This window comes from Mycobacterium sp. NPDC049093, assembly GCF_040704635.1.
GTDB lineage: Bacteria > Actinomycetota > Actinomycetes > Mycobacteriales > Mycobacteriaceae > Mycobacterium.
In genome coordinates this window covers 164,101-182,338 of record NZ_JBEZJS010000007.1, presented here as the reverse complement: position 1 = coordinate 182,338, position 18,238 = coordinate 164,101, and the positions used below count along the sequence as shown (strand labels likewise).

Below are 18,238 nucleotides of genomic sequence, written 5' to 3'. Positions count from 1 at the left end.
GGGACCAGCGGCGGGCCTTTCGTAGTAATATTCTCCAAAACTGAGAGTTTAATTTCCAGCTATGCGAAAGTAGCAACGTGCGTGTGACGGTGATGGCGACCGCTTCAGTGATTGTCGCCGGGATGCTGGCTGCTCCGCAGGCAAACGCGGGACCGCAGACATGTAATGACGCGTTTTGCACGCCGGGGATCAACCCGAACGCGGTACTCGGCGCCCCGTGCGACAACACCTCCTACTTCGTGTTCGGGGTCGACGCGCGTAACGGTTGGGGACGGCTGGTGTTCTGCGGCTCCCCGCGGCGCTACGAGCCGCGGTGGTTCCGGTCGCCACCCATGGTGGGTATCCGCGACGAGAACAGCCTGTGCATCAACGAACAGAACTCGGTGGCGCAGGCCCCGGACGGCCTGTTCCTGAGCTGTGTGCCGATGAACGGTGAGACACGCTGGCTTCGTGGCGACGCCTGAGCCGAATGCTTGAGAAATGCCTGGGGGCGACGCGGTTCGCGTCGCCCCCAGGCATTTTGACGTTTCGGTCGTGAGTTCGAGGTCTACCAGTTCCGGATCGAACACAACGCGCCCTTGGGGCCGCTGTTGGTCTTTACCACCACACCGTCGACTGTCAGTTTGCAGTTGAACCCGGGCGTCGGAAGGTTGGGCGACTCACCGCTCTGAACCAGGACCATCGCCCACAGGTCAGGATTTGCCAGCATGGCGTCGAACACCCACGGCTTGTCCGGTGCGACGTCCACATCGGCTCTCGGGCTGAATTCGTACGGGTTGTGGCTGTAATCCGAGAACTGCACCGGTTCGGAGTCGCGGTAGTAGATGTGAACCCAGTACGGGGCATCGGCGGTCACGGTGTACTGCACGTGGCGCAGTGGCGGTCCCACCGGTTCCGGATCGTCGGCGAATGCCGGTGCGGCGGTGGTGATTGCGCCGGCTGCCAGCGCGGCGGCCGCCGCAATGGACAGCGCTCGGATAGTCGGGTAGCGCATCGATCACATCCTCGTCAGGGTGAACGGATAGGTGAAGGAGCCACCGGGAGCGCCGTCGCAGCCGACATCGAACGTGGAGACCATCTCGCCTGTGAGGGTGGTCGCGTCCCACGTGTAGACGTCGTGAGTCGGGATCGTAGGCCCGTAATAGATGTCACCGCACCGCAATCCGTAGAACTCGTCGATCGTCAAGGTGTAGCGACCGTCGACAAGTCTGGCGTCGGCACGGTTGGGGACCGCCTTGGCGACCGGCTGCGGGACGGTCATGATGGTGATGCAGTCGTGCTGAAAGTTGTCGGTCCCGGGATCGTGGCAAGGGGTGATCGCCGACCAGATCCAGGTGTGGAAGTCCCTGCGGTCGGGCATGTTGAGGTTGTAATTGCCGAAGTACATGGCCTGTGACGGCGGTGCCAACGCGATTGCAGTCCCCAACCCGAGCACGGCGCTCATCGCCATACGGATCAAGCTGGACTTCACAGGCACCTCCACGGATCAGCACTGGTCGGCTGACTATAGAACGAGAGCAGGCTCCACCGTGCCGAAACCGGAATCTCGTCTTCGCCAGCGAGATTGTCATTCTCGCAATCGGAGAATAGCAAATGCGGCGAAGACGAGATACGCGGAATCGTCTGTCGAGCGGCGGTCAGCGCACGGGCTTGAACGTGATGTTCAGGTCGGTCAGTCCGCGCAGGATGAAGGTCGGCTCGTAGGTGTAGTGACGATCGTCGGCGGGGCCGTGGAACTCCTCGTCGATGGCGATATCGGCCATGCGGTCCAGGATCCGTTCCAACGACACCCGGCCCTCGACGCGGGCCAGCGGACCACCCGGGCAGCTGTGGACGCCACGGCCGAACGCGATGTGCTCTCGCACGTTCTTGCGGTCGAGGCTGAAGGTGTGCGGGTCTTCGAAACGGACCGGGTCGCGGTTCACCGCACCCGGGCACACCATCATGGTGGTACCCGCGGGAACGTCGATGTCGCCGAGCTTGGTGTTCTTCTTGGCCAATCGGAACTGGCTCTTGACCGGAGCGTCCATCCGTAGGGCCTCCTCGACGAAGGTCGGGATACGGCTGCGGTCGTCGCGCAGGGCCTGCTGGATGTCAGGGCGGTCGCCGAGCACGCGCAGCGAGGCCGAGAGCAGCTTGGTGGTGGTCTCCTGGCCGGCGGCGAACAGGAATGTCGCGGACCGAACGACCTCGATGATGGGCGGTACAGAACCGTCCGGGTAGTTCGCCGTGGCCAGTGCCGTCAGCACGTCGTCGCGGGGTTCTGATCGCCGGTCTTCGAGGTAGCCGCTGAACTTCTCGTCGAGCCATTCCAACGGATTGCTGGCAACCAGGTCGCCGTCGAGGGAGCCGACCTGAGCGCCGGGCCGGGGGGCGCCCAGCACCGTCCGGAACTCTTCGTGGTCTTCTTCCGGCACGCCGAGCATGTCGGCGATCACCAGGAGCGAGAAGGGCTTCGCGTAGGCGCTGAGGAACTCGCATTTGCCGTCGGCGATGAAATCGTCGAGGCACTGGTCGGCGAGCCGCCACATGAAGTCCTCGTTCTCCTTCAACCGGCGCGGCGTGAGCAGCCGATTGAGCAGGGAACGGGCGTTGGTGTGGTCGGGCGGGTCCATGGTCACCATGTGCTCGAACATCGGCATCTGCGCGCGGTGCGCCGCAATCTGCTCGGTGATGTCGTCGCCTTCGGGCGTGAAGGGCAGCGGCGGGAACGGTCCGGCGACCGCGATGCAGGACGAGAAGGTGTCGGTGTCCTTGAGGACCGTGGTGGCCTCCTCGAACCCGGTGATCGCCATGACGCCGTAGTTCGGTTCCGTCACGACCGGACACTTGCTGCGCAGGTGGTCGAAGTACGGGTGCGGGTCGGGTACCAGCGACTGGTCGGTGAAGTAGTCGATGGTGTCGTAATCGGTCGTTCCGGAATCGGTCATGGTGTGCGCTGCCTCCCGAATTCGATGTGCGCTGCGGTGGTTTCGCGGCGGGCTGCACCGCGCGAAGAATTTTCGAAAATTGCTGAGCACCTGCTTAGCATGTCGTTAGAGTCATGGTCAAGATCACCTGGCTGCGTGAAAGTTACGATCAGCCATACATTGTCGGGAACTTGTCGTGAGGAGGACCGATGGCATCGGCGCGAAGGATCGGGGCGCCGGACGCGAAGAACCGGATCGTGCTGCTCGACGCCGCCGAGGCGCTGATGATCGAGGAAGGGTACGTCGCGGTCACGTCCCGGCGAGTGGCAGAACGGGCCGGGCTCAAGCCCCAGCTGGTGCATTACTACTTCCGCACGATGGACGACCTGTTCCTGGCGGTGTTCGTGCGACGTGCCGACGAAGGGTTGGCTGCGCAGGCCGAAGCCCTGAATTCGCCGCAGCCGCTGTGGGCGCTGTGGCGGTTCGGCACAGACCCGAGCGCTACGCGTTTGACGATGGAGATGACCGGGCTTGCCAACCACCGACCGGTGCTGCGCGCGGAGATCGGCCGCTACGCCGAGATGTTCCGTGAGGCGGAGACCAAGGCGATCGAGGCGGCGCTGCGGCGCTACGGCGTCGATGCGTCCGAGGTGCCGCCGATCGTGTGGACATTCATCGCGGCCAGTGTGTCGCGGGTGATGGTGATGGAGCAGGCGCTCGGCATGACGGCAGGCCACGCCGAGGTGCTTCAGTTCTGCGAGGACTGGTTGCGACGTCTGGAAGGTGAGCCGCAGCCGCTGGAACTGCCGGCCTGAGGCCCGCGTCTGCCCGAGCGCACGCGAACGTCCCCCGAAACCACGGTTGCGGGGGACGTTCACTTGGGGGCCCGGGAAACTAGAGCGAGAGGATGGTGGCCGAGGCGGTTCCCGGCGCGCCGTAGACCTGGGCCAGGCCGACGCGCGGGTTGCCCGGTACCTGACGCTCGCCTGCCTCACCGCGTAGCTGACGCACGAGCTCGTGCATCTGGCGTAGGCCCGAGGCGCCGATCGGCTCGCCGTTGGCGATCAGGCCGCCGTCGGTGTTGACCGGCATCGTGCCGTTGATCTCCGTCGCGCCTTCGAGCAGTAGCTTCTCCTGGTCGCCATCGGCGCACAGGCCGGTTTCGGCCATGTGGATCACCTCGGCGCCGGCGTCGGTGTCCTGGAGTTGGGCGATGTCGACGTCCTCGGGTCCGATGCCCGCGGCCTCGTAGGCGGCCTTGGCCGCGTACACCGTCGGCGAGGGATCCTCATCCAGCGGAGCCGAGGTGCCGTGCACCTCGTAGGCGCCGTAGGTACGCGTGCGGATCTCGCTGGCCCGCACATATACCGGCTTGTCGGTGTACTTGTGCGCGATGTCGGCGCGGCACATGATCACCGCGGCTGCACCCTCGTCGGGGGCGCAGAACATGTACTGCCGCAGCGGGTAGTTCAGCACCGGCGAGGCCATGATCTCCTCGACCGAGATCTCCTTGCGCCGGAACGCATTCGGGTTCTTCTCGCCGTTGCGGAAGTTCTTGTTGGCCACCCGCGCCAGCGTCTCCTCGGAGATGTTGTGTTTGTGGATGTAGTGGTTGGCCTTGATGCCGAAGAACTTGGTGGTGACGAACTGGCCGTTCTCGGCGTACCACTGCGGCAGTGCGAGTTTCGCCGGATCGTCGGTGAACGCGCCGCGCGGGTGCTTGTCCAGGCCGATCGCGATGCCGATGTCGTACTTGCCCAGCCGGATGGTGTCGGCGGTCTGCTGGATCGCGCTGGCGGCGGTGGCGCACGCGTTGAACACGTTGGTGAACGTGATGCCGGTCAGCCCGACCAGGCGGGTGACCGCATCCGGGTTGGACACCTCATAGCTGCCGCCGAACCCGAACTGGATGTCCTTCCACTCCAGGCCGGCGTCCTCGAGCGCCAATTGGATTGCCTCGGCACCCATCTGCATCGCGGTCTTGTCGAAGCGGCCGAACGGGTGCAGGCCGACTCCGATGATGGCTACATCGTTGGTCATGTTGTTGCCTCTCTACACCGGCTGGAAGGCGAAGGTGACAACTTCGTTGCCATCTTCATCGGTGGTGAACGGGATCATCGTGAGTTCGACGTCCATGCCGAATTGCAGTTTCGCCGGGTCGTTTTCGGTGAGTCGTCCTTCGACGCGGATGACGGGTCCGGTGTCATCGGCGAGCTCGACCAGACCGACGCCGAAGGGCACGAAGGCTTTTCCGGTGGGGCCTTTGTAGGGGGCGCCGGGTGGGAAGCCCTGGGTGGTCCAGGCGATGACGGTGCCGCGTCGGGGCAGTAGAGCTTGTTCGGTGTTGCCGCCGGAGCACTTGGGGCAGCGGGCCTGGGCGGGGAAGGTGGTGGCCGCGCAGTCGGTGCAACGGCTGCCGATCAGCTGGGGTTCGGCGTCGGGCCACGTCGAGATCTCGGGCGCCAGAGCAATCTGTGTTGACACGTCGCTGACGATAACTGGAAATGCAATTCTCGTCTAGTGAGAACCGCCTCTCGGTAGGCTCTCGTGGGCAGTTCAGATGGGACGGCGGAGGGAGTCGGCTTGAGCGAGGTTCTACCAGGGGAGGTCCGCCAGATCGGGTATGTGGTCACCGACCTGGACGACGCGATATCGGGCTGGCTGAAGATGGGCGTCGGCCCGTGGTTCGTGATCCGCAACCTGCCGCAGCGAGTGAGCTACCGCGGTGAGCCCTGCGAGGTGAGGCTGTCTCTCGCGTTGTCCAACAGCGGTGACCTGCAGGTCGAGTTGATCCAACAACTCGATGACACGCCCAGCATCTTCACCGAGTTCCTCGCGGGCGCTCCGGCCGGTGGTGGCTTTCACCAACTCGCCTATTGGACAGCCGATTTCGATACGGCGATGGCGAAGCTCGCCGAGGCCGGTTGGCCCCTGGTGTGGTCGGGTGGCGACGGCGAGGGCGTGCGCTTCGCTTACTTCGAACCGCCGACCGGGGCGGCGATCGTCGAGATCATGGAGCTGACCGAATCCTCCGGCGGCATGGGCGCCTATGTGCGGGAACAGGCTGTCGCTTGGGACGGCAGTGACCCGGTCCGGGAATTGGGCGGCTGATCCGGGTGCGGTGACGTATGCCCGCCGGCGATGATTCAAGCCGGCGGTCAGTGGGAACCCAGTCGTTCCGAGCGCAAAAAGTGCCCTGGCTGAAACTGGAGTCTCACCATGTCAATAACCCGGCCTACGAGGACGGCCCGCAACGGCGACTCTTGGGTCCGTGTCCGGAAGTGGTCGATGACCGTGGGGATGGGCATCGCGCTCACCGCGGCGCCACTCGCCGGTTGCGGGTCGAGTGAGGACACTGCCCCGTCGACGACCTCTGTCACGACGCCCACCACCACCGTCACCACACCCGCCACTGTGGAGACCACTGCTCCGGCCCCCGGTGGCGAAGGCACCGTTCCGGGTGGTCCCACCGGTGGCGGCGGTCCCGAAGGCGGGGGTGGTTCGATTCCCGGTGGCCCGACCGGTGGCGGTGGCCCCGGCGGTGGCGGTGGTGTGATTCCCGGCGGCCCGACCGGCAGTGGCGGACCGGGCGGTGGCGGCGGCTCGATTCCGGGTGGCCCGACCGGTGGCGGCGGACCGGGTGGCGGTGGCGGCTGCGTTCCCGGCGTGGGCTGCGTGCACGTTCCCTGACGCTGCCCGCAAGGCCTACTTACCCTTGTTCATCACCTTGTCCGCGGCGGCCCAGTGCTCGTCGGAGCACCAGAGCCGGGCGAAGGCCGAAACGGCCTCGGTGGTGGACACACCGTTGATCACTCGTTTGACCTCACCGGCCTGACGCCGCGCCAGCAACTGCGCCGTCGACCGCCAGGTCTCGGCGAACTCGGCGCGGGGTACCACCTGGTCGATCAAGCCGAACTGCTCCGCCTCGCGCGCACCGAGGATCCGGCCGGTTCCGGCGAGCAGCAGGGCCCGGCTACGACCGACCAGGGTGGCCAGCCGTTCGGCTCCGCCCCAGGCAGGCATGATCGCCAGGGCAACCTGGTTGAAGCCGATCTTGATGTCATCGGCGGCGATGCGGATGTCTGCGGCCACGGCGACCTCGGCCCCGCCGCCCAAGGCATGGCCGTTGAGCGCCGCGATGACCGGTCCGTCGAACCCGGCGATGCGGTCGCAGATCGTGCGCATCCGCCAGGCCATCTCCGACGCCTCGAGTTCGGTGCGCAAGGCTGCCAGTTCCTTGAGGTCACCACCGGAGACAAAGGCGCGGTCGCCGCCCCCGGTGATCACCAGGGCGGACGCGCCGGCGGCGCCGTCCAACGCTTTGTTCAGCGCATCCATGGTGTCCAGTGAGATGGCATTGCGTGCCTGCGGGCGGTCGATCGTGATGACCGCCAGTTCGCCGTCGATTTCGAGGTCGACCATCAAACGTTCTCCAGTTCCGGGATTGGCATTCTCGTTTGATGAGAATAACATCACCGTTGTGCGCGACATCCCCGTTGAGCTGACCAAACGGTACGTCGAAGAAGGCTGGTGGCGGCCCGAAACCTTGGGCCAGATGCTGGCCGACGGTCTGGCTGCCAGCCCCGATGCCGGCTTCCACGTGCATTCCGCGACACGTCCGTACCGCGGCACCTTCGGCGAGGTCGAGCGCACCGCCCGGCGCCTGGCGGCCGGGCTTCGTGATCGCGGAGTCGGGCCCGGCGACGTCGTGGCCATGCAGCTGCCGAACTGGATGGAGGCCGCGGTCGCGTTCTGGGCCTCGGCGTTCCTCGGTGCTGTGACGGTACCGATCGTGCACTTCTACGGACGCAAGGAACTCGGCCACATCATGGCCACGGCGAAGCCGAAGGTGTTCATCACCACCGAACAGTTCGGCCGGATGACGTTCCAGCCCGACCTGTGTGCCGAGGTGCCGATCGTCGGGTTGGTCGGACAGGCCAGTTTCGACGACCTACTCGCCGACGAGCTGATGAGCGGCACGCTGACCGCCGATCCGGCGGCGCCGGCCCTGATCGCGTTCACCTCCGGAACCACCCGCGAGCCCAAGGGCGTCATCCACAGTCACCAGACGCTGGGCTTCGAAACCCGCCAGCTGCTGGAGAACTACCCGCCGGACCGGGGCCGTCAGCTCACCGCCACGCCCGTCGGGCACTTCATCGGCATGCTCGGCGCGTTCCTGATCCCGGTGCTCGAGGGTGCGCCGATCGATCTGTGCGACGTGTGGGATCCGGGCAAGGTGCTGGAGCTGATCGAGCAGGACGAATTGTCGATCGGCGGCGGGCCACCGTATTTCGTCACCAGCCTGATGGACCATCCGCAGTTCAGCGAACGCCATCTGGCCCGGTTCACCACCGTCGGGCTGGGTGGCTCGACGGTACCGGCGGCCGTCACCCGGCGACTGGCCGATCTGGGCCTGTTCGTCTTCCGTTCCTATGGGAGCACCGAGCATCCGTCGATCACCGGGTCCGGCGCAGGGGCTCCTGAAGCCAAGCGGTTGTACACCGACGGCAATGTGCGGCCCGGCGTGGAGATCAGGCTCGGGCCCAATGGCGAGATCTTCAGCCGCGGACCAGACCTGTGCCTCGGCTACACCGACGATGCCCTGACCGCAAAGCATTTCGACGCCGACGGGTGGTACCGGACCGGGGACATCGGGGTGCTCGACGACGACGGGTATCTGACGATCACCGACCGCACCACCGATCTGATCATCCGCGGCGGCGAGAACATCAGCGCGCTGGAGGTGGAGGAGGTGCTGCTCGGCCTCCCGGATGTGATCGAGGCGATCGTGGTGGCCGCTCCCGATGCCCGGTTAGGGGAGCGGGTGGCCGCCGTGCTGCGGGTGCGCGACGGCGGCACGATGCCCACCCTCGATCAGGTCCGGTCGCATTTCGAATCCAACGGGGTGGCCCGGCAGAAGTGGCCGGAAGAGCTACATCTGGCCGAAGACTTGCCCCGCACGGCCAGCGGCAAGGTGCAGAAGTTCGTCATCCGTCAGCAGATTGCTGCAATCGCCCGTTGAGCAGCCTCTGGGGCCAGCTGGGCATTGCGGCAGCTAGCAAGTGAGAATATGATTCTCGTGAATTGCAAAGGAGTTTTCCATGGGACAACTGTCGCATAGGGTCGACATTCCGTTTCCGCTGTTCGATGCGGACAACCACCTGTACGAGCCGCCGGAGGCGATGACCAAGTACCTCCCCAAGGAGTACAAGGACATCGTCCAGTACGTCGAGGTCAACGGCCGCACCAAGATCGCGATCGACGGCCACATCAGCAACTACATCCCGAACCCCACGTTCTCGCATGTCGCCAAGCCCGGCGCCTGGGAGGAGTACTTCAAGTTCGGCAACCCGGACGGCAAGAGCAAGCGTGAGCTGTTCGGTGAGCCGATGCGGTCCATCCCGGCGTTCTTCGAGCCGGCTCCGCGGCTGGAGCTGATGAACGAGCTCGGTGTCGACCGCAGCCTCATGTTCCCGACGCTGGCCAGCCTCATCGAGGAGCGGCTGCGCGACAACCCGGTCGCCATCCACGTCATCATCCACTCGCTCAACCAGTGGCTCGACGAGGTGTGGGGCTTCAACTACCAGAACCGCATCTTCGTCACCCCGGTCATCACCCTGCCGATCGTCGAGAAGGCCATCGAGGAGCTGGAGTGGGCCGTCAAGCGCGGTGCCCGCGCCATCCTGGTCCGCCCGGCGCCGGTGCCCGGCTTCCGTGGCCCGCGCTCGTTCGCATTGCCCGAGTTCGACCCCTTCTGGGAGCGCTGCGTCGAGTACGACGTGTTCGTCGGCATGCACTCATCCGACAGTGGTTACTCGCGCTACACCTCGGAATGGGACGGCACCGTGCAGGAGATGCTGCCGTTCCAGACCAATGCGATGGGCATCCTCAACGAGTGGCGCCCGATCCAGGACGCGGTGGCATCCTGGGTGATCCACGGAGCCCTGTTCCGGCATCCGAAGCTCAAGGTCGGCATCGTCGAGGCCGGCTCCAAGTGGATGTTCCCGCTGCTGGATTCGATGGCCGAGGTCTGGAAGAAGGCTCCGGAAGCTTTCCTGGGCAACCCGATCGAGGAGATCAAGAACCGCATCTACGTCAGCCCGTTCTACGAGGAAGGCATCGACGACCTGATCAACCTGATCGGTGTCGACCAGGTGCTGTACGGCTCCGACTGGCCGCACCCGGAGGGTCTCGCCGAGCCCACCCACTACGTGACTGCGCTTGAGCACCTCGCTGTCGAGGATCAGGCCAAGATCATGGGTGGCAACCTCGGTCGCCTCGTCACCACGTAACGGGTGTCGAACTGGCAGACCATCCCCGAGATGGTCTTGAGTGCAGCGGACCGGTTCGGCGAGGCCGAAGCTGTCGTCGACGGTCCGCTGCGTCTGTCGTTCACCGAACTCGTCGAGCGCATCCGGAGGGCTTCGGGTGCGTTCGCCGAGTTCGGCGTCGACAAGGGGGACCGGGTCGCGGTCTGGGCGCCCAACTCGGCCGACTGGATCATCGCCGCGTTCGGGATCATGGCCGCCGGCGGCGTCCTGGTTCCGGTCAACACGAGGTTCAAGGCCGACGAGGCCGCCGATGTGGTCGCGCGGAGCGGCGCCAAGGCGGTGATGATCCAAAAGGGTTTCCTGGGACAGGATTTCGCGTTCACCGGGACCGATCTCGATGTTCCGACGATCGATCTGAAGTCGGACTTCTTGAGCAGTGGAACCCCGTTCACCCGGGACGTGAGCCCCACGGACGTCTCCGACGTCATCTTCACGTCGGGTACCACCGGCAGGCCCAAGGGCGCGATGATGAATCATCGTCAGACGCTGCGGGCCTACGAGGAGTGGGCCACCCTGGCGGATCTGCGCGAGGGTGATCGCTATCTGATGATCAACCCGTACTTCCACACCTTCGGGTTGAAGGCCGGGTTGGTGGCTTCCTTCCTCCGCGGTGCGACCATGCTGCCGGTCGCGGTGTTCGACGTCGACAATGCCGTGGAACTCATTGAGCGCGAGCGCATCACGATGCTGCCGGGCCCGCCCACGCTGTACCACTCGCTGCTGGCCGTCGCCGACCGCGACCGGCTGGCGACGTTGCGCGCCGGGGTGACCGGCGCCGCCGACATTCCGGTGGAACTGGTGCGACGCATCCGTGAGGAGCTGCCGTTCCAGACGCTGATGACCGGCTACGGGCTCACCGAGGCCGGCAACGTCACGTTGTCACGACCCGGTGACTCGGCGGAGGAAGTGGCCACCACCGCCGGACTTCCGTGCGGGGACGTCGAGGTGCGCATCGCCGATGACGCCGAGGTGCTGGTGCGCGGATACAACGTGATGCAGGGCTACCTGGACGATCCGGCCGCCACCGCCGACGCGATCGACCCCGACGGCTGGTTGCACACCGGAGATCTCGGCGAGTTCACCGAATCCGGTCGGCTGCGGATCGTCGGACGCAAGAAGGACATGTTCATCGTCGGCGGCTTCAACGCCTACCCCGCCGAGATCGAAGGATTCCTGCTGGAGCATCCGGCGATCGCCCAGGTCGCCGTCATCGGCGTCGCCGACGAGCGGATGGGCCAGGTCGGCAAGGCGTTCGTCGTGCTGCGGGCCGAGCCCGCGGTCTCGCCTGTGGCTGCCGAGGACCTCATCGCCTGGAGCCGCGAGCGCATGGCTGGCTACAAAGTGCCTCGGTATGTCGAGTTCCTCGACGAACTACCGCTCAATGCCACCGGCAAGGTGATGAAGAACCAGCTCGAGTCCCGGATAACTGCCAGCCCGGGCTAAGTGAACGCACAGCACGTAAACATCATTTCCGCAGGTAAATGGCCATTTAAGTGCCTGCTGTCGATGATGTACTCTCGGGTCACTACCGCAAACTGATAACGTTATTCTCGTTAAGCAGGCTGCTGAACGGACAGGAGGTCGGCATGCCGTCCCGCAAGCCTTCGTCGCCGGTACTCGATACTAGCGAAGATGACGCGTCGCCAGGCGACGCACTCGAACAGGCCGAGTTGGCCGAGGCCGAGGCCGCAGAGGCCGAGGCCGTAGCGGCTGCCGCACGCGCCAGGGCCCGCGCCATTCGGCTGCGCAACCAGGCTGCCGCGGACGCGGTGGTCACGACGGTGACCGAAGATGCCGACGATCCGGCGGACACCGAAAGCTCCGATACCCCTGAGATCACCGAAACCACCGGCGTAGATGCAGAGGCAGGAGCCGTCGAGGCCGAATCGATCGACGATGCCGAACCGGAGACAGCAGTAGCGGTCGCCGACGGCACGTCGTCGCGTCGCCTGCCGCGGCTGCAGGTCTCGCGCCTGTTCTGGAAGGTGCTGGCGAGCTGCCTGACGATCATCGTCATCGTGGGCCTGCTCGCCGCCAGCGGCTGGATGATCTGGCACCACCGCCAAGCTGAGCATCGCCAGCAACTCGCGGCCGAATACACTGCCGCGGCCCGCCAGACCGTCGTGACGCTCATGTCGCTGGATTTCAACCACGCTCAGAACGCCGTCAAGAACATTCTCGACAACTCGACGGGCGAGTTCCGGGACGATTTCGAGTCGCAGTCGAAAGATTTCGTCAAGCTGGCCCAGGACGCCAAGGTGGTGACCGAGGCGAAAGTGACCGCCGCCGCTGTGGACACCATGAGCGATGACAAAGCAGTGGTCCTGGTCGCGGTCAACACCCAGGTCACCAACACCACAGGTGCCAACAAGCAACCGCGGCCGTGGCGGGTGGCCGTTGACATGGTCCGCGAGGGCGACCAGATCAAGCTGTCGAAAGTCGAGTTCGTGCCGTGACCGTGGACATCAAGAAGACCGAGAAGGACACCGAGACGGCAGTCGAGACCGACGGCACCGAGACGGCAGTCGAGATCGACGGCACCGAGACGGCAGTCGAGACCGAGAACACCGACGAGGCCGACGAGCAGCAGGCGGCGACGGAGGCCGACGTGGCAGAGGACGTCACCGACACCGCAGCCGACGAGCCCGCGTCAGGGTGGTCTCAGAAGCTGGCGAAGCTGTGGGTCCCGCTGGCACTGGTGGTGGCGCTGGTCGCGTCAGCAGCTCTGGCCGGATGGCTGTACTTCGCGCAGTTCCGCACCGACCAGCAGACCGGTGCGGCAGCTTCCGCGACGGTACTCAAGGCCGCGAGCGACGGCACCGTGGCTCTGCTGAGCTACGCGCCGGACAGTCTCGACCGGGACTTCACAGCCGCCAAGACGCACCTGACTGGCGATTTCCTGTCGTACTACACCCAGTTCACTGAGGAGATCGTCGCCCCGGCGGCGAAACAGAAATCGGTCAAGACCACCGCAGCGGTGGTGCGCTCGGCGATCTCGGAGATCCATCCCGACTCCGCTGTGGCGCTGGTGTTCGTCAACCAGGCCACCACGAGCGCCGAGAACCCCAACGGGAGCTTCACCGCCAGCGCGGTCAAAGTGGGAATGAGCAAGATCGACGGCAACTGGTTGATCTCGTCGTTCGACCCGGTGTAGCGGGACCTTCCACCGACTGGCGTCAATCCTGAGCGTGACGCTCGTACTCCCACCGCTCCAGCCACGTCTGCAGCTCGTGCACCGCCAATGCGGTCGCGAATGCGCTGACCGCGACGAGACCGAGCAGCAACGCACTCATGGCCGGCACCATGCGTTGTCGCTGTGGCGGAGGCCCCCGCGGGCGGCTGGACGGTGCGCAGAGCCACCGACTGCGTAGTGCGTTACCTGCCTCGGCACGGCGCTGTCGGGGATGTCCCGAACAGACTGCTGGATGGCGCGGTAGCGGTCACGCTCGGTCTTGCACCAGGGATCGGTCCAGCCTTCGAGCAGGTCACCGCTGCGCACCAGTCGATGCAGTGTCGGATGAGCGCCCGCAGGCACCGGCCGTCCTTCGATCATGGTCAGCGCCTCGTGCAGGGCGACCGCTTCGTGCCAGTCGACGGTCACCTCGGGCGCCAGGCTGACGTACTGGTGTCGCACGACGAGCAACGCATCGGCGCCCAGCGGTCGTAACCGCCACAGCGCAGAACGTAGCGAGGACACCGCCTTGTGCGGAGGGCTGCCCGGCCACAGCAAGTCGCAGACCCAGCTGCGGTGCAGCTCACGGCGCTTCACCGCGGCGAGCGCCACCAACCGGCGACACGAGGGCGGCAACACCAGCGGTTCCGTGTCTCGATACACGGCGAACTCGCCGAGGAGGTTCAGCCTGAATTGCTTGGACATATATACATCCTCGAGTGAGGCCGGAGCCCTGGCATCAGTAGTCGACTACTTGTATTTCGGTGAGTTTCTGCCCACCACGCCGTCGGCAATCCACTGTCCTGCGCCCGGATGCGATGGAATTGCGGGAAAGCGTGGTGAGAAAGGGACACATCAGGTTGAACGAAGAAACGCCTAACCCGGTTCAATCCCACCGCCTGAGCAGGATGTCCGGACGCGACCCGCACGAGCAGCACCGGGTGGCGAGTCCGTTGGAATTGCTGTTCGACCTGACGTTCGTCATCGCCTTCGGGGTGGCCGCCTCACAGTTCGCGCATCTGATGGCCGAGGGGCATGTGTCGGCTGGTCTGGTGGGCTTTGCCTTCGCTGCGTTCGCGGTCTGGTGGGCGTGGATGAACTTCACCTGGTTCGCGTCCGCCTATGACACCGACGACTGGGTATACCGCGTGATGACGATGCTGCAGATGGTCGGCGTCATCATCCTCTCGCTCGGCATACCGGCGATGTTCGCGTCCGTCGAACACGGTGGGCACGTCGACAACTCGGTACTGGTGGCCGGTTATGTGGTGATGCGAATTGCTCTGGTGGGGCAGTGGTTACGGGCTGCTGCGCAGGATCGACAACATCGGTCCGCCTGCCTGACGTACGCCTGTGCGGTCGTCGTCGCCCAGATCGGCTGGATCGTCCAGATCTTCGTGGAGACCTCGGTTCCGGTCTTCTTCGTCACCGCGCTGGGGCTGGTGCTGGTGGAGATCAGCGGTCCGCTGCTGGCCGAGCGGCGCATGGGAGGCACGCCATGGCACGCCCACCACGTCGCGGAACGATACGGACTGCTCGCGATCATCGCGCTGGGCGAAGGTGTGGTCGGCACAGTGGCGTCGTTGACGGCAGCGGTGGGGGAGCACGGCTGGTCCACCGACGCCATCCTGCTGGTGGCCGCAGGCACCGGTCTGACCTTCGGTATGTGGTGGGTGTATTTCCTGATTCCGGCCGGTGAGTTGCTGCACGCCAGGCGCCAACTGTCGTTCTGGTACGGCTATCTGCACGTGGCAGTGTTCGGTGCCATCGTCGCGACTGGCGCCGGGCTCCATGTGGCCGCCTACTACGTCGACGGCCAGTCGAAGCTGGATTCCGTCGGCACCGTGCTGGCGGTGGCCATCCCGGTGGGCATCTACCTGTTGTCGATGTTCGTCATCTACTCATGTCTGGTGGGCGAGACCGATCTGCTCCACGCGCTGTTGCTGGTGCTGGCCGGGGCTGCGCTGGTGGCTGCGGTGGCGCTGGCCGCATCCGGAACGTCGATGGCGGTGTGTCTGTTGATCGTCACCGCGGCTCCCGTGGTTGTCGTCGTCGGGTTCGAGGCCGTCGGGCACCGGCATGCCGCGGCGATCGTCAGTCGGCGTCTGGACATTCATCGACCGGGGTGAGTTTCGAAGCTTTCCAACAGCATTCGTTCCTGCTCGGCAGCCAGTAGGCGGCGCGTCTTGTGGCGGGTGATCAGGATTCCGATGGTGGCGAGGACCCACACCGCGTACTGGACGGACCATGCCACGCGGAACGAGGCGAACGAGTAGCTGTCGGTGCCGGACAGGATCAGTCCCATGGCCTGCATCACCAGCAGTGCCGCCAGGAAACCGCCCATGTTCACCATGCCCTGCGCGGTGCCGAGGTTGTGACTCGGATTGAACGTGCGGGCGAAGTCGAAGCCGACCATCGACCCGGGGCCGCCCACCGAGATGACCACGATGAGCACCACCAACAACCACACCGGCGCCGGGCCGGGCAGGGCCAGCACTACGGTCCACACCAAGGCGTTACTGGCGATGATCCAGAGCACGAGGCGCGACCTGCGGTGTGGATGGCGCCCGGTGAAGATACCGATCATGATCCCGGCGGAGATGGCGGCCACCACCGAGACGGTCAGCAGCGACCCCGCCGCTGTCTCCGAAAGCCCCTGCGCCACGGTGAGATAGGGCACCCCCCACATCAACGCGAAGACCGTCACCGAGAACTGGGTGCCCATGTGGGTGAAGAACCCGAGCCGGGTGCCGGGTCGGAGCCAGACGGTCTTGATGCGAGACAGGGTGGTGTGCATCGAGATCGGTTCGGGTGTCATCGCCGAACCGTGCGGTGTGTTGCGGATCAGCGCCAGTGCCAACACGATCACCACCAGGCCGAATGCGGCGACCGACAGATAGGCGGGCGTCCAGCCCCTACCAGTGAGGATCGCCAGAAACGGGACCGCGGAGAGCACCTGGCCGAGCTGGCCGCAGATGCCGGTCAACTGGGCCACCAACGGGACACGAGCCGGCTCGAACCAATGGGGCACCAGACGGAGAACCGAGATGAAGGTCAGTGCGTCGCCGAGGCCGACGATGGCCCGCGCACCGATGGCTGCGGGTAGTGACTCGCTGAGTGCGAGCACGAGCTGCCCCGCGGTCATCAGCGCGGCCCCGCAGACGATGAGAACCCGGGAACCGAAGCGGTCCAACAATAGTCCGGCGGGAACCTGCGCCGCGGCGTAGACGATCACCTGCAACACCACGAATGTGGACAGCACGCCCGGGCTTGCGGCAAATCTGTCGGCTGCCTGCAGGCCCGAGACGCCGAGGGTGGTGCGGTCGAGAACGGCGATGATGTACGCGAGCAGCCCGGTGGCCCAAACGATCCAGGGACGCACGCGGGCACCTTTCGTCAAATGTGTTTCGCGGGGCAGACGTACATGGTCTCTCACCGTAGGCGTTCGAGCGACAGCGCCCGTTTGTCACCGTTGTGAATTTCGCCTCCAACCCGGTTTTCCATCGATTCACCAAGTTGGCTGAAAATGCACTCTCATGTACAAGTTGAGAGAGGGTGGCAGACATATCCGCAGCTGGTCGCGCTGCAGATCCTGCCATCGGATGATGGAATGCTGTAGCTGCGAATTCGCTCGCACCAATAACCGGGGAGTAGGGTGTCGGCATGAATCGCTGTTCAAACCGACGCGGAGGGCGCCGGCTTGGCTGAGTACCGTCTTGAAGACCTGGCGCGAATTTCCGGCGTCAGCGCTCGCAATATCCGCGCTTATCGTGAACGCGGGTTACTCGATTCGCCGCGGCGCGTCGGGCGCTCGGCGTATTACGGTGAGCGGCACCTGCATCAGTTGACATCGATCAGCCAGCTACTGGCCAAGGGATTCAATTCGGCGCACATCGCCGAGTTCTTCGTCGCGTTGCGCGGCGGCAAGGATCTGGCCGAGGCCTTGGGAGTCCGGGCTTCGGACTGGTACCGGCCGACGACGCTGGTTTTGAACGTGGACCCGGCCGGAGATGACGCCCGGACGCTTGTGGAGTTCGGGTTGGCGGACGTCGTGGACGGTTCTATCGAAGTGACCGATCCCGCCTTGGTCGCGCTCATCAACGGCGCGGAGGACCATCGGCGTCTCGTCCGCAGCATGGCCCACCTCGCTCGGGTGACAGGGCCGGAGATCGATCACCTGGCCGAGTCGGCTGCCGCTGCCGTCGCTGAATGTCAGGGGGCCCCTTCGGATGCCGGTCTGCCCGAGCTGGCCCGGGCGGTGGTCTCGGCCGGGGTGGACCGGGCCCTACGTGCGGGCGTGGGCACCGCTGATTGATCGTCCATCCACCGGAAGTCAACGGTGGGTCGCGCCCCTGCATCAGGTCGAGATCGACAAGCGCAAAGTCGGGGGCATCGGCGTCGACATCAACCATGTCCTGAAGCCGAGATCCGGCCAGTGGGACTGAATAGTTACCGGCGAGTAAGATATTCCAGCAAACTTTCGGCCCGAGTGCGTGTGATTCGCTAGACAGAATCGGCTCGATTGTCTGCTGGTTCGCGGCCGGTTCGCGGCCCCGGATGCGGCGGAAAATTTAGATAACGATTCGATAACAATACTGCCTTGATCTGCGCAGTTATCCCTACTCGACCGTAACCACCTGCCAACAGGACGTTTGTCCCGAATGTCTTTGGGCGCTACTCGACGCCGCGTTACGTTACCGGCGGTTACCCATGCGTAGAACTCGCCAGTAACCAATCTGGGCGGAAAAAGCCCACCACCTCTTATGACACTCTTAGTACGGCGGGAATGTGCGTGACACCGTCCGGAGGACTCCGGCGGCACCGCG

General features: G+C 65.1%; 19 protein-coding genes. 11 read left to right on the top strand and 8 right to left on the bottom strand.

The window, feature by feature from the left end; genetic code table 11:
* Positions 1–77: 77 nt before the first annotated feature.
* Positions 78–464 carry a hypothetical protein gene (locus tag AB0876_RS26830; protein ID WP_413784945.1) on the top strand — a complete coding sequence of 129 codons (387 nt, stop codon included), beginning with the start codon at positions 78–80 and terminating at the stop codon, positions 462–464.
* An 83-nt stretch (positions 465–547) separates the two neighbouring features.
* Here the strand turns inward: AB0876_RS26830 and AB0876_RS26825 are convergent, their stop codons facing one another.
* The 3 genes from AB0876_RS26825 to AB0876_RS26815 all read right to left on the bottom strand — a co-directional run bounded on the left by AB0876_RS26825 (position 548) and on the right by AB0876_RS26815 (position 2,930).
* On the bottom strand, positions 548–994 hold the full coding sequence (locus AB0876_RS26825; protein WP_526043374.1) for an Rv2576c family protein: 447 nt from the start codon (positions 992–994) through the stop codon (positions 548–550).
* A 3-nt stretch (positions 995–997) separates the two neighbouring features.
* On the bottom strand, positions 998–1,471 hold the full coding sequence (locus tag AB0876_RS26820; RefSeq protein ID WP_110777825.1) for a hypothetical protein: 474 nt from the start codon (positions 1,469–1,471) through the stop codon (positions 998–1,000).
* A gap of 166 nt (positions 1,472–1,637) precedes the next feature.
* Entirely contained in the window at positions 1,638–2,930 is a 1,293-nt protein-coding gene (locus tag AB0876_RS26815) for a cytochrome P450 (RefSeq protein ID WP_064886997.1), read from the bottom strand.
* Between the two features lie 188 nt (positions 2,931–3,118).
* Between AB0876_RS26815 and AB0876_RS26810 the strand changes: the two genes are divergently transcribed.
* Positions 3,119–3,724 carry a TetR/AcrR family transcriptional regulator gene (locus AB0876_RS26810; protein ID WP_064886998.1) on the top strand — a complete coding sequence of 202 codons (606 nt, stop codon included), beginning with the start codon at positions 3,119–3,121 and terminating at the stop codon, positions 3,722–3,724.
* Positions 3,725–3,803: 79 nt separating this feature from the next.
* Here the strand turns inward: AB0876_RS26810 and AB0876_RS26805 are convergent, their stop codons facing one another.
* The gene (locus AB0876_RS26805; protein ID WP_064886999.1) at positions 3,804–4,949 is read right to left on the bottom strand and encodes a thiolase family protein; all 1,146 of its coding nucleotides are present in this window, start codon (positions 4,947–4,949) and stop codon (positions 3,804–3,806) included.
* Positions 4,950–4,961: 12 nt separating this feature from the next.
* Complete coding sequence (locus tag AB0876_RS26800; protein WP_463794656.1) at positions 4,962–5,405, bottom strand: Zn-ribbon domain-containing OB-fold protein; 444 nt, start codon at positions 5,403–5,405, stop codon at positions 4,962–4,964.
* Positions 5,406–5,492: 87 nt separating this feature from the next.
* Between AB0876_RS26800 and AB0876_RS26795 the strand changes: the two genes are divergently transcribed.
* Positions 5,493–6,020: a VOC family protein gene (locus tag AB0876_RS26795; protein ID WP_463804787.1), complete on the top strand. Its 528-nt coding sequence runs from the start codon at positions 5,493–5,495 to the stop codon at positions 6,018–6,020.
* 177 nt (positions 6,021–6,197) lie between these two features.
* Positions 6,198–6,599 (top strand): hypothetical protein, encoded by a 402-nt coding sequence (locus tag AB0876_RS26790; protein ID WP_526043373.1) that lies wholly within the window; start codon positions 6,198–6,200, stop codon positions 6,597–6,599.
* Positions 6,600–6,614: 15 nt separating this feature from the next.
* Here AB0876_RS26790 and AB0876_RS26785 read toward each other — a convergent pair whose 3' ends face one another.
* Positions 6,615–7,331 carry an enoyl-CoA hydratase/isomerase family protein gene (locus AB0876_RS26785; protein ID WP_055115857.1) on the bottom strand — a complete coding sequence of 239 codons (717 nt, stop codon included), beginning with the start codon at positions 7,329–7,331 and terminating at the stop codon, positions 6,615–6,617.
* A 58-nt stretch (positions 7,332–7,389) separates the two neighbouring features.
* Between AB0876_RS26785 and AB0876_RS26780 the strand changes: the two genes are divergently transcribed.
* From AB0876_RS26780 to AB0876_RS26760, 5 genes are all read left to right on the top strand, one after another.
* Positions 7,390–8,931: an AMP-binding protein gene (locus AB0876_RS26780; RefSeq protein ID WP_526043372.1), complete on the top strand. Its 1,542-nt coding sequence runs from the start codon at positions 7,390–7,392 to the stop codon at positions 8,929–8,931.
* A gap of 79 nt (positions 8,932–9,010) precedes the next feature.
* Complete coding sequence (locus AB0876_RS26775; protein WP_064887039.1) at positions 9,011–10,201, top strand: amidohydrolase family protein; 1,191 nt, start codon at positions 9,011–9,013, stop codon at positions 10,199–10,201.
* A 3-nt stretch (positions 10,202–10,204) separates the two neighbouring features.
* Complete coding sequence (locus tag AB0876_RS26770) at positions 10,205–11,683, top strand: FadD3 family acyl-CoA ligase (RefSeq protein WP_526043371.1); 1,479 nt, start codon at positions 10,205–10,207, stop codon at positions 11,681–11,683.
* A 143-nt stretch (positions 11,684–11,826) separates the two neighbouring features.
* Positions 11,827–12,696: an Rv1363c family protein gene (locus AB0876_RS26765; protein ID WP_526043370.1), complete on the top strand. Its 870-nt coding sequence runs from the start codon at positions 11,827–11,829 to the stop codon at positions 12,694–12,696.
* Complete coding sequence (locus AB0876_RS26760) at positions 12,693–13,394, top strand: twin-arginine translocation pathway signal (protein WP_526043369.1); 702 nt, start codon at positions 12,693–12,695, stop codon at positions 13,392–13,394. Before AB0876_RS26765 ends, AB0876_RS26760 begins: the two co-directional genes overlap by 4 nt.
* 135 nt (positions 13,395–13,529) lie before the next feature.
* Here the strand turns inward: AB0876_RS26760 and AB0876_RS26755 are convergent, their stop codons facing one another.
* Positions 13,530–14,117 (bottom strand): AfsR/SARP family transcriptional regulator, encoded by a 588-nt coding sequence (locus AB0876_RS26755; RefSeq protein ID WP_463794568.1) that lies wholly within the window; start codon positions 14,115–14,117, stop codon positions 13,530–13,532.
* A gap of 203 nt (positions 14,118–14,320) precedes the next feature.
* On the opposite strand from AB0876_RS26755, the gene AB0876_RS26750 reads away from it, so the two are divergent.
* On the top strand, positions 14,321–15,541 hold the full coding sequence (locus AB0876_RS26750) for a low temperature requirement protein A (protein WP_207549129.1): 1,221 nt from the start codon (positions 14,321–14,323) through the stop codon (positions 15,539–15,541).
* Here the strand turns inward: AB0876_RS26750 and AB0876_RS26745 are convergent.
* Positions 15,526–16,794, bottom strand: coding sequence for an MFS transporter (locus AB0876_RS26745; RefSeq protein WP_463794571.1), 1,269 nt, complete (start codon positions 16,792–16,794; stop codon positions 15,526–15,528). The two genes, AB0876_RS26750 and AB0876_RS26745, sit on opposite strands and share 16 nt — an antisense overlap.
* A gap of 318 nt (positions 16,795–17,112) precedes the next feature.
* Here AB0876_RS26745 and AB0876_RS26740 point away from each other — a divergent pair, with 318 nt between their 5' ends.
* Positions 17,113–17,727 (top strand): MerR family transcriptional regulator, encoded by a 615-nt coding sequence (locus AB0876_RS26740; RefSeq protein ID WP_491841129.1) that lies wholly within the window; start codon positions 17,113–17,115, stop codon positions 17,725–17,727.
* Positions 17,728–18,238 lie beyond the last annotated feature (511 nt).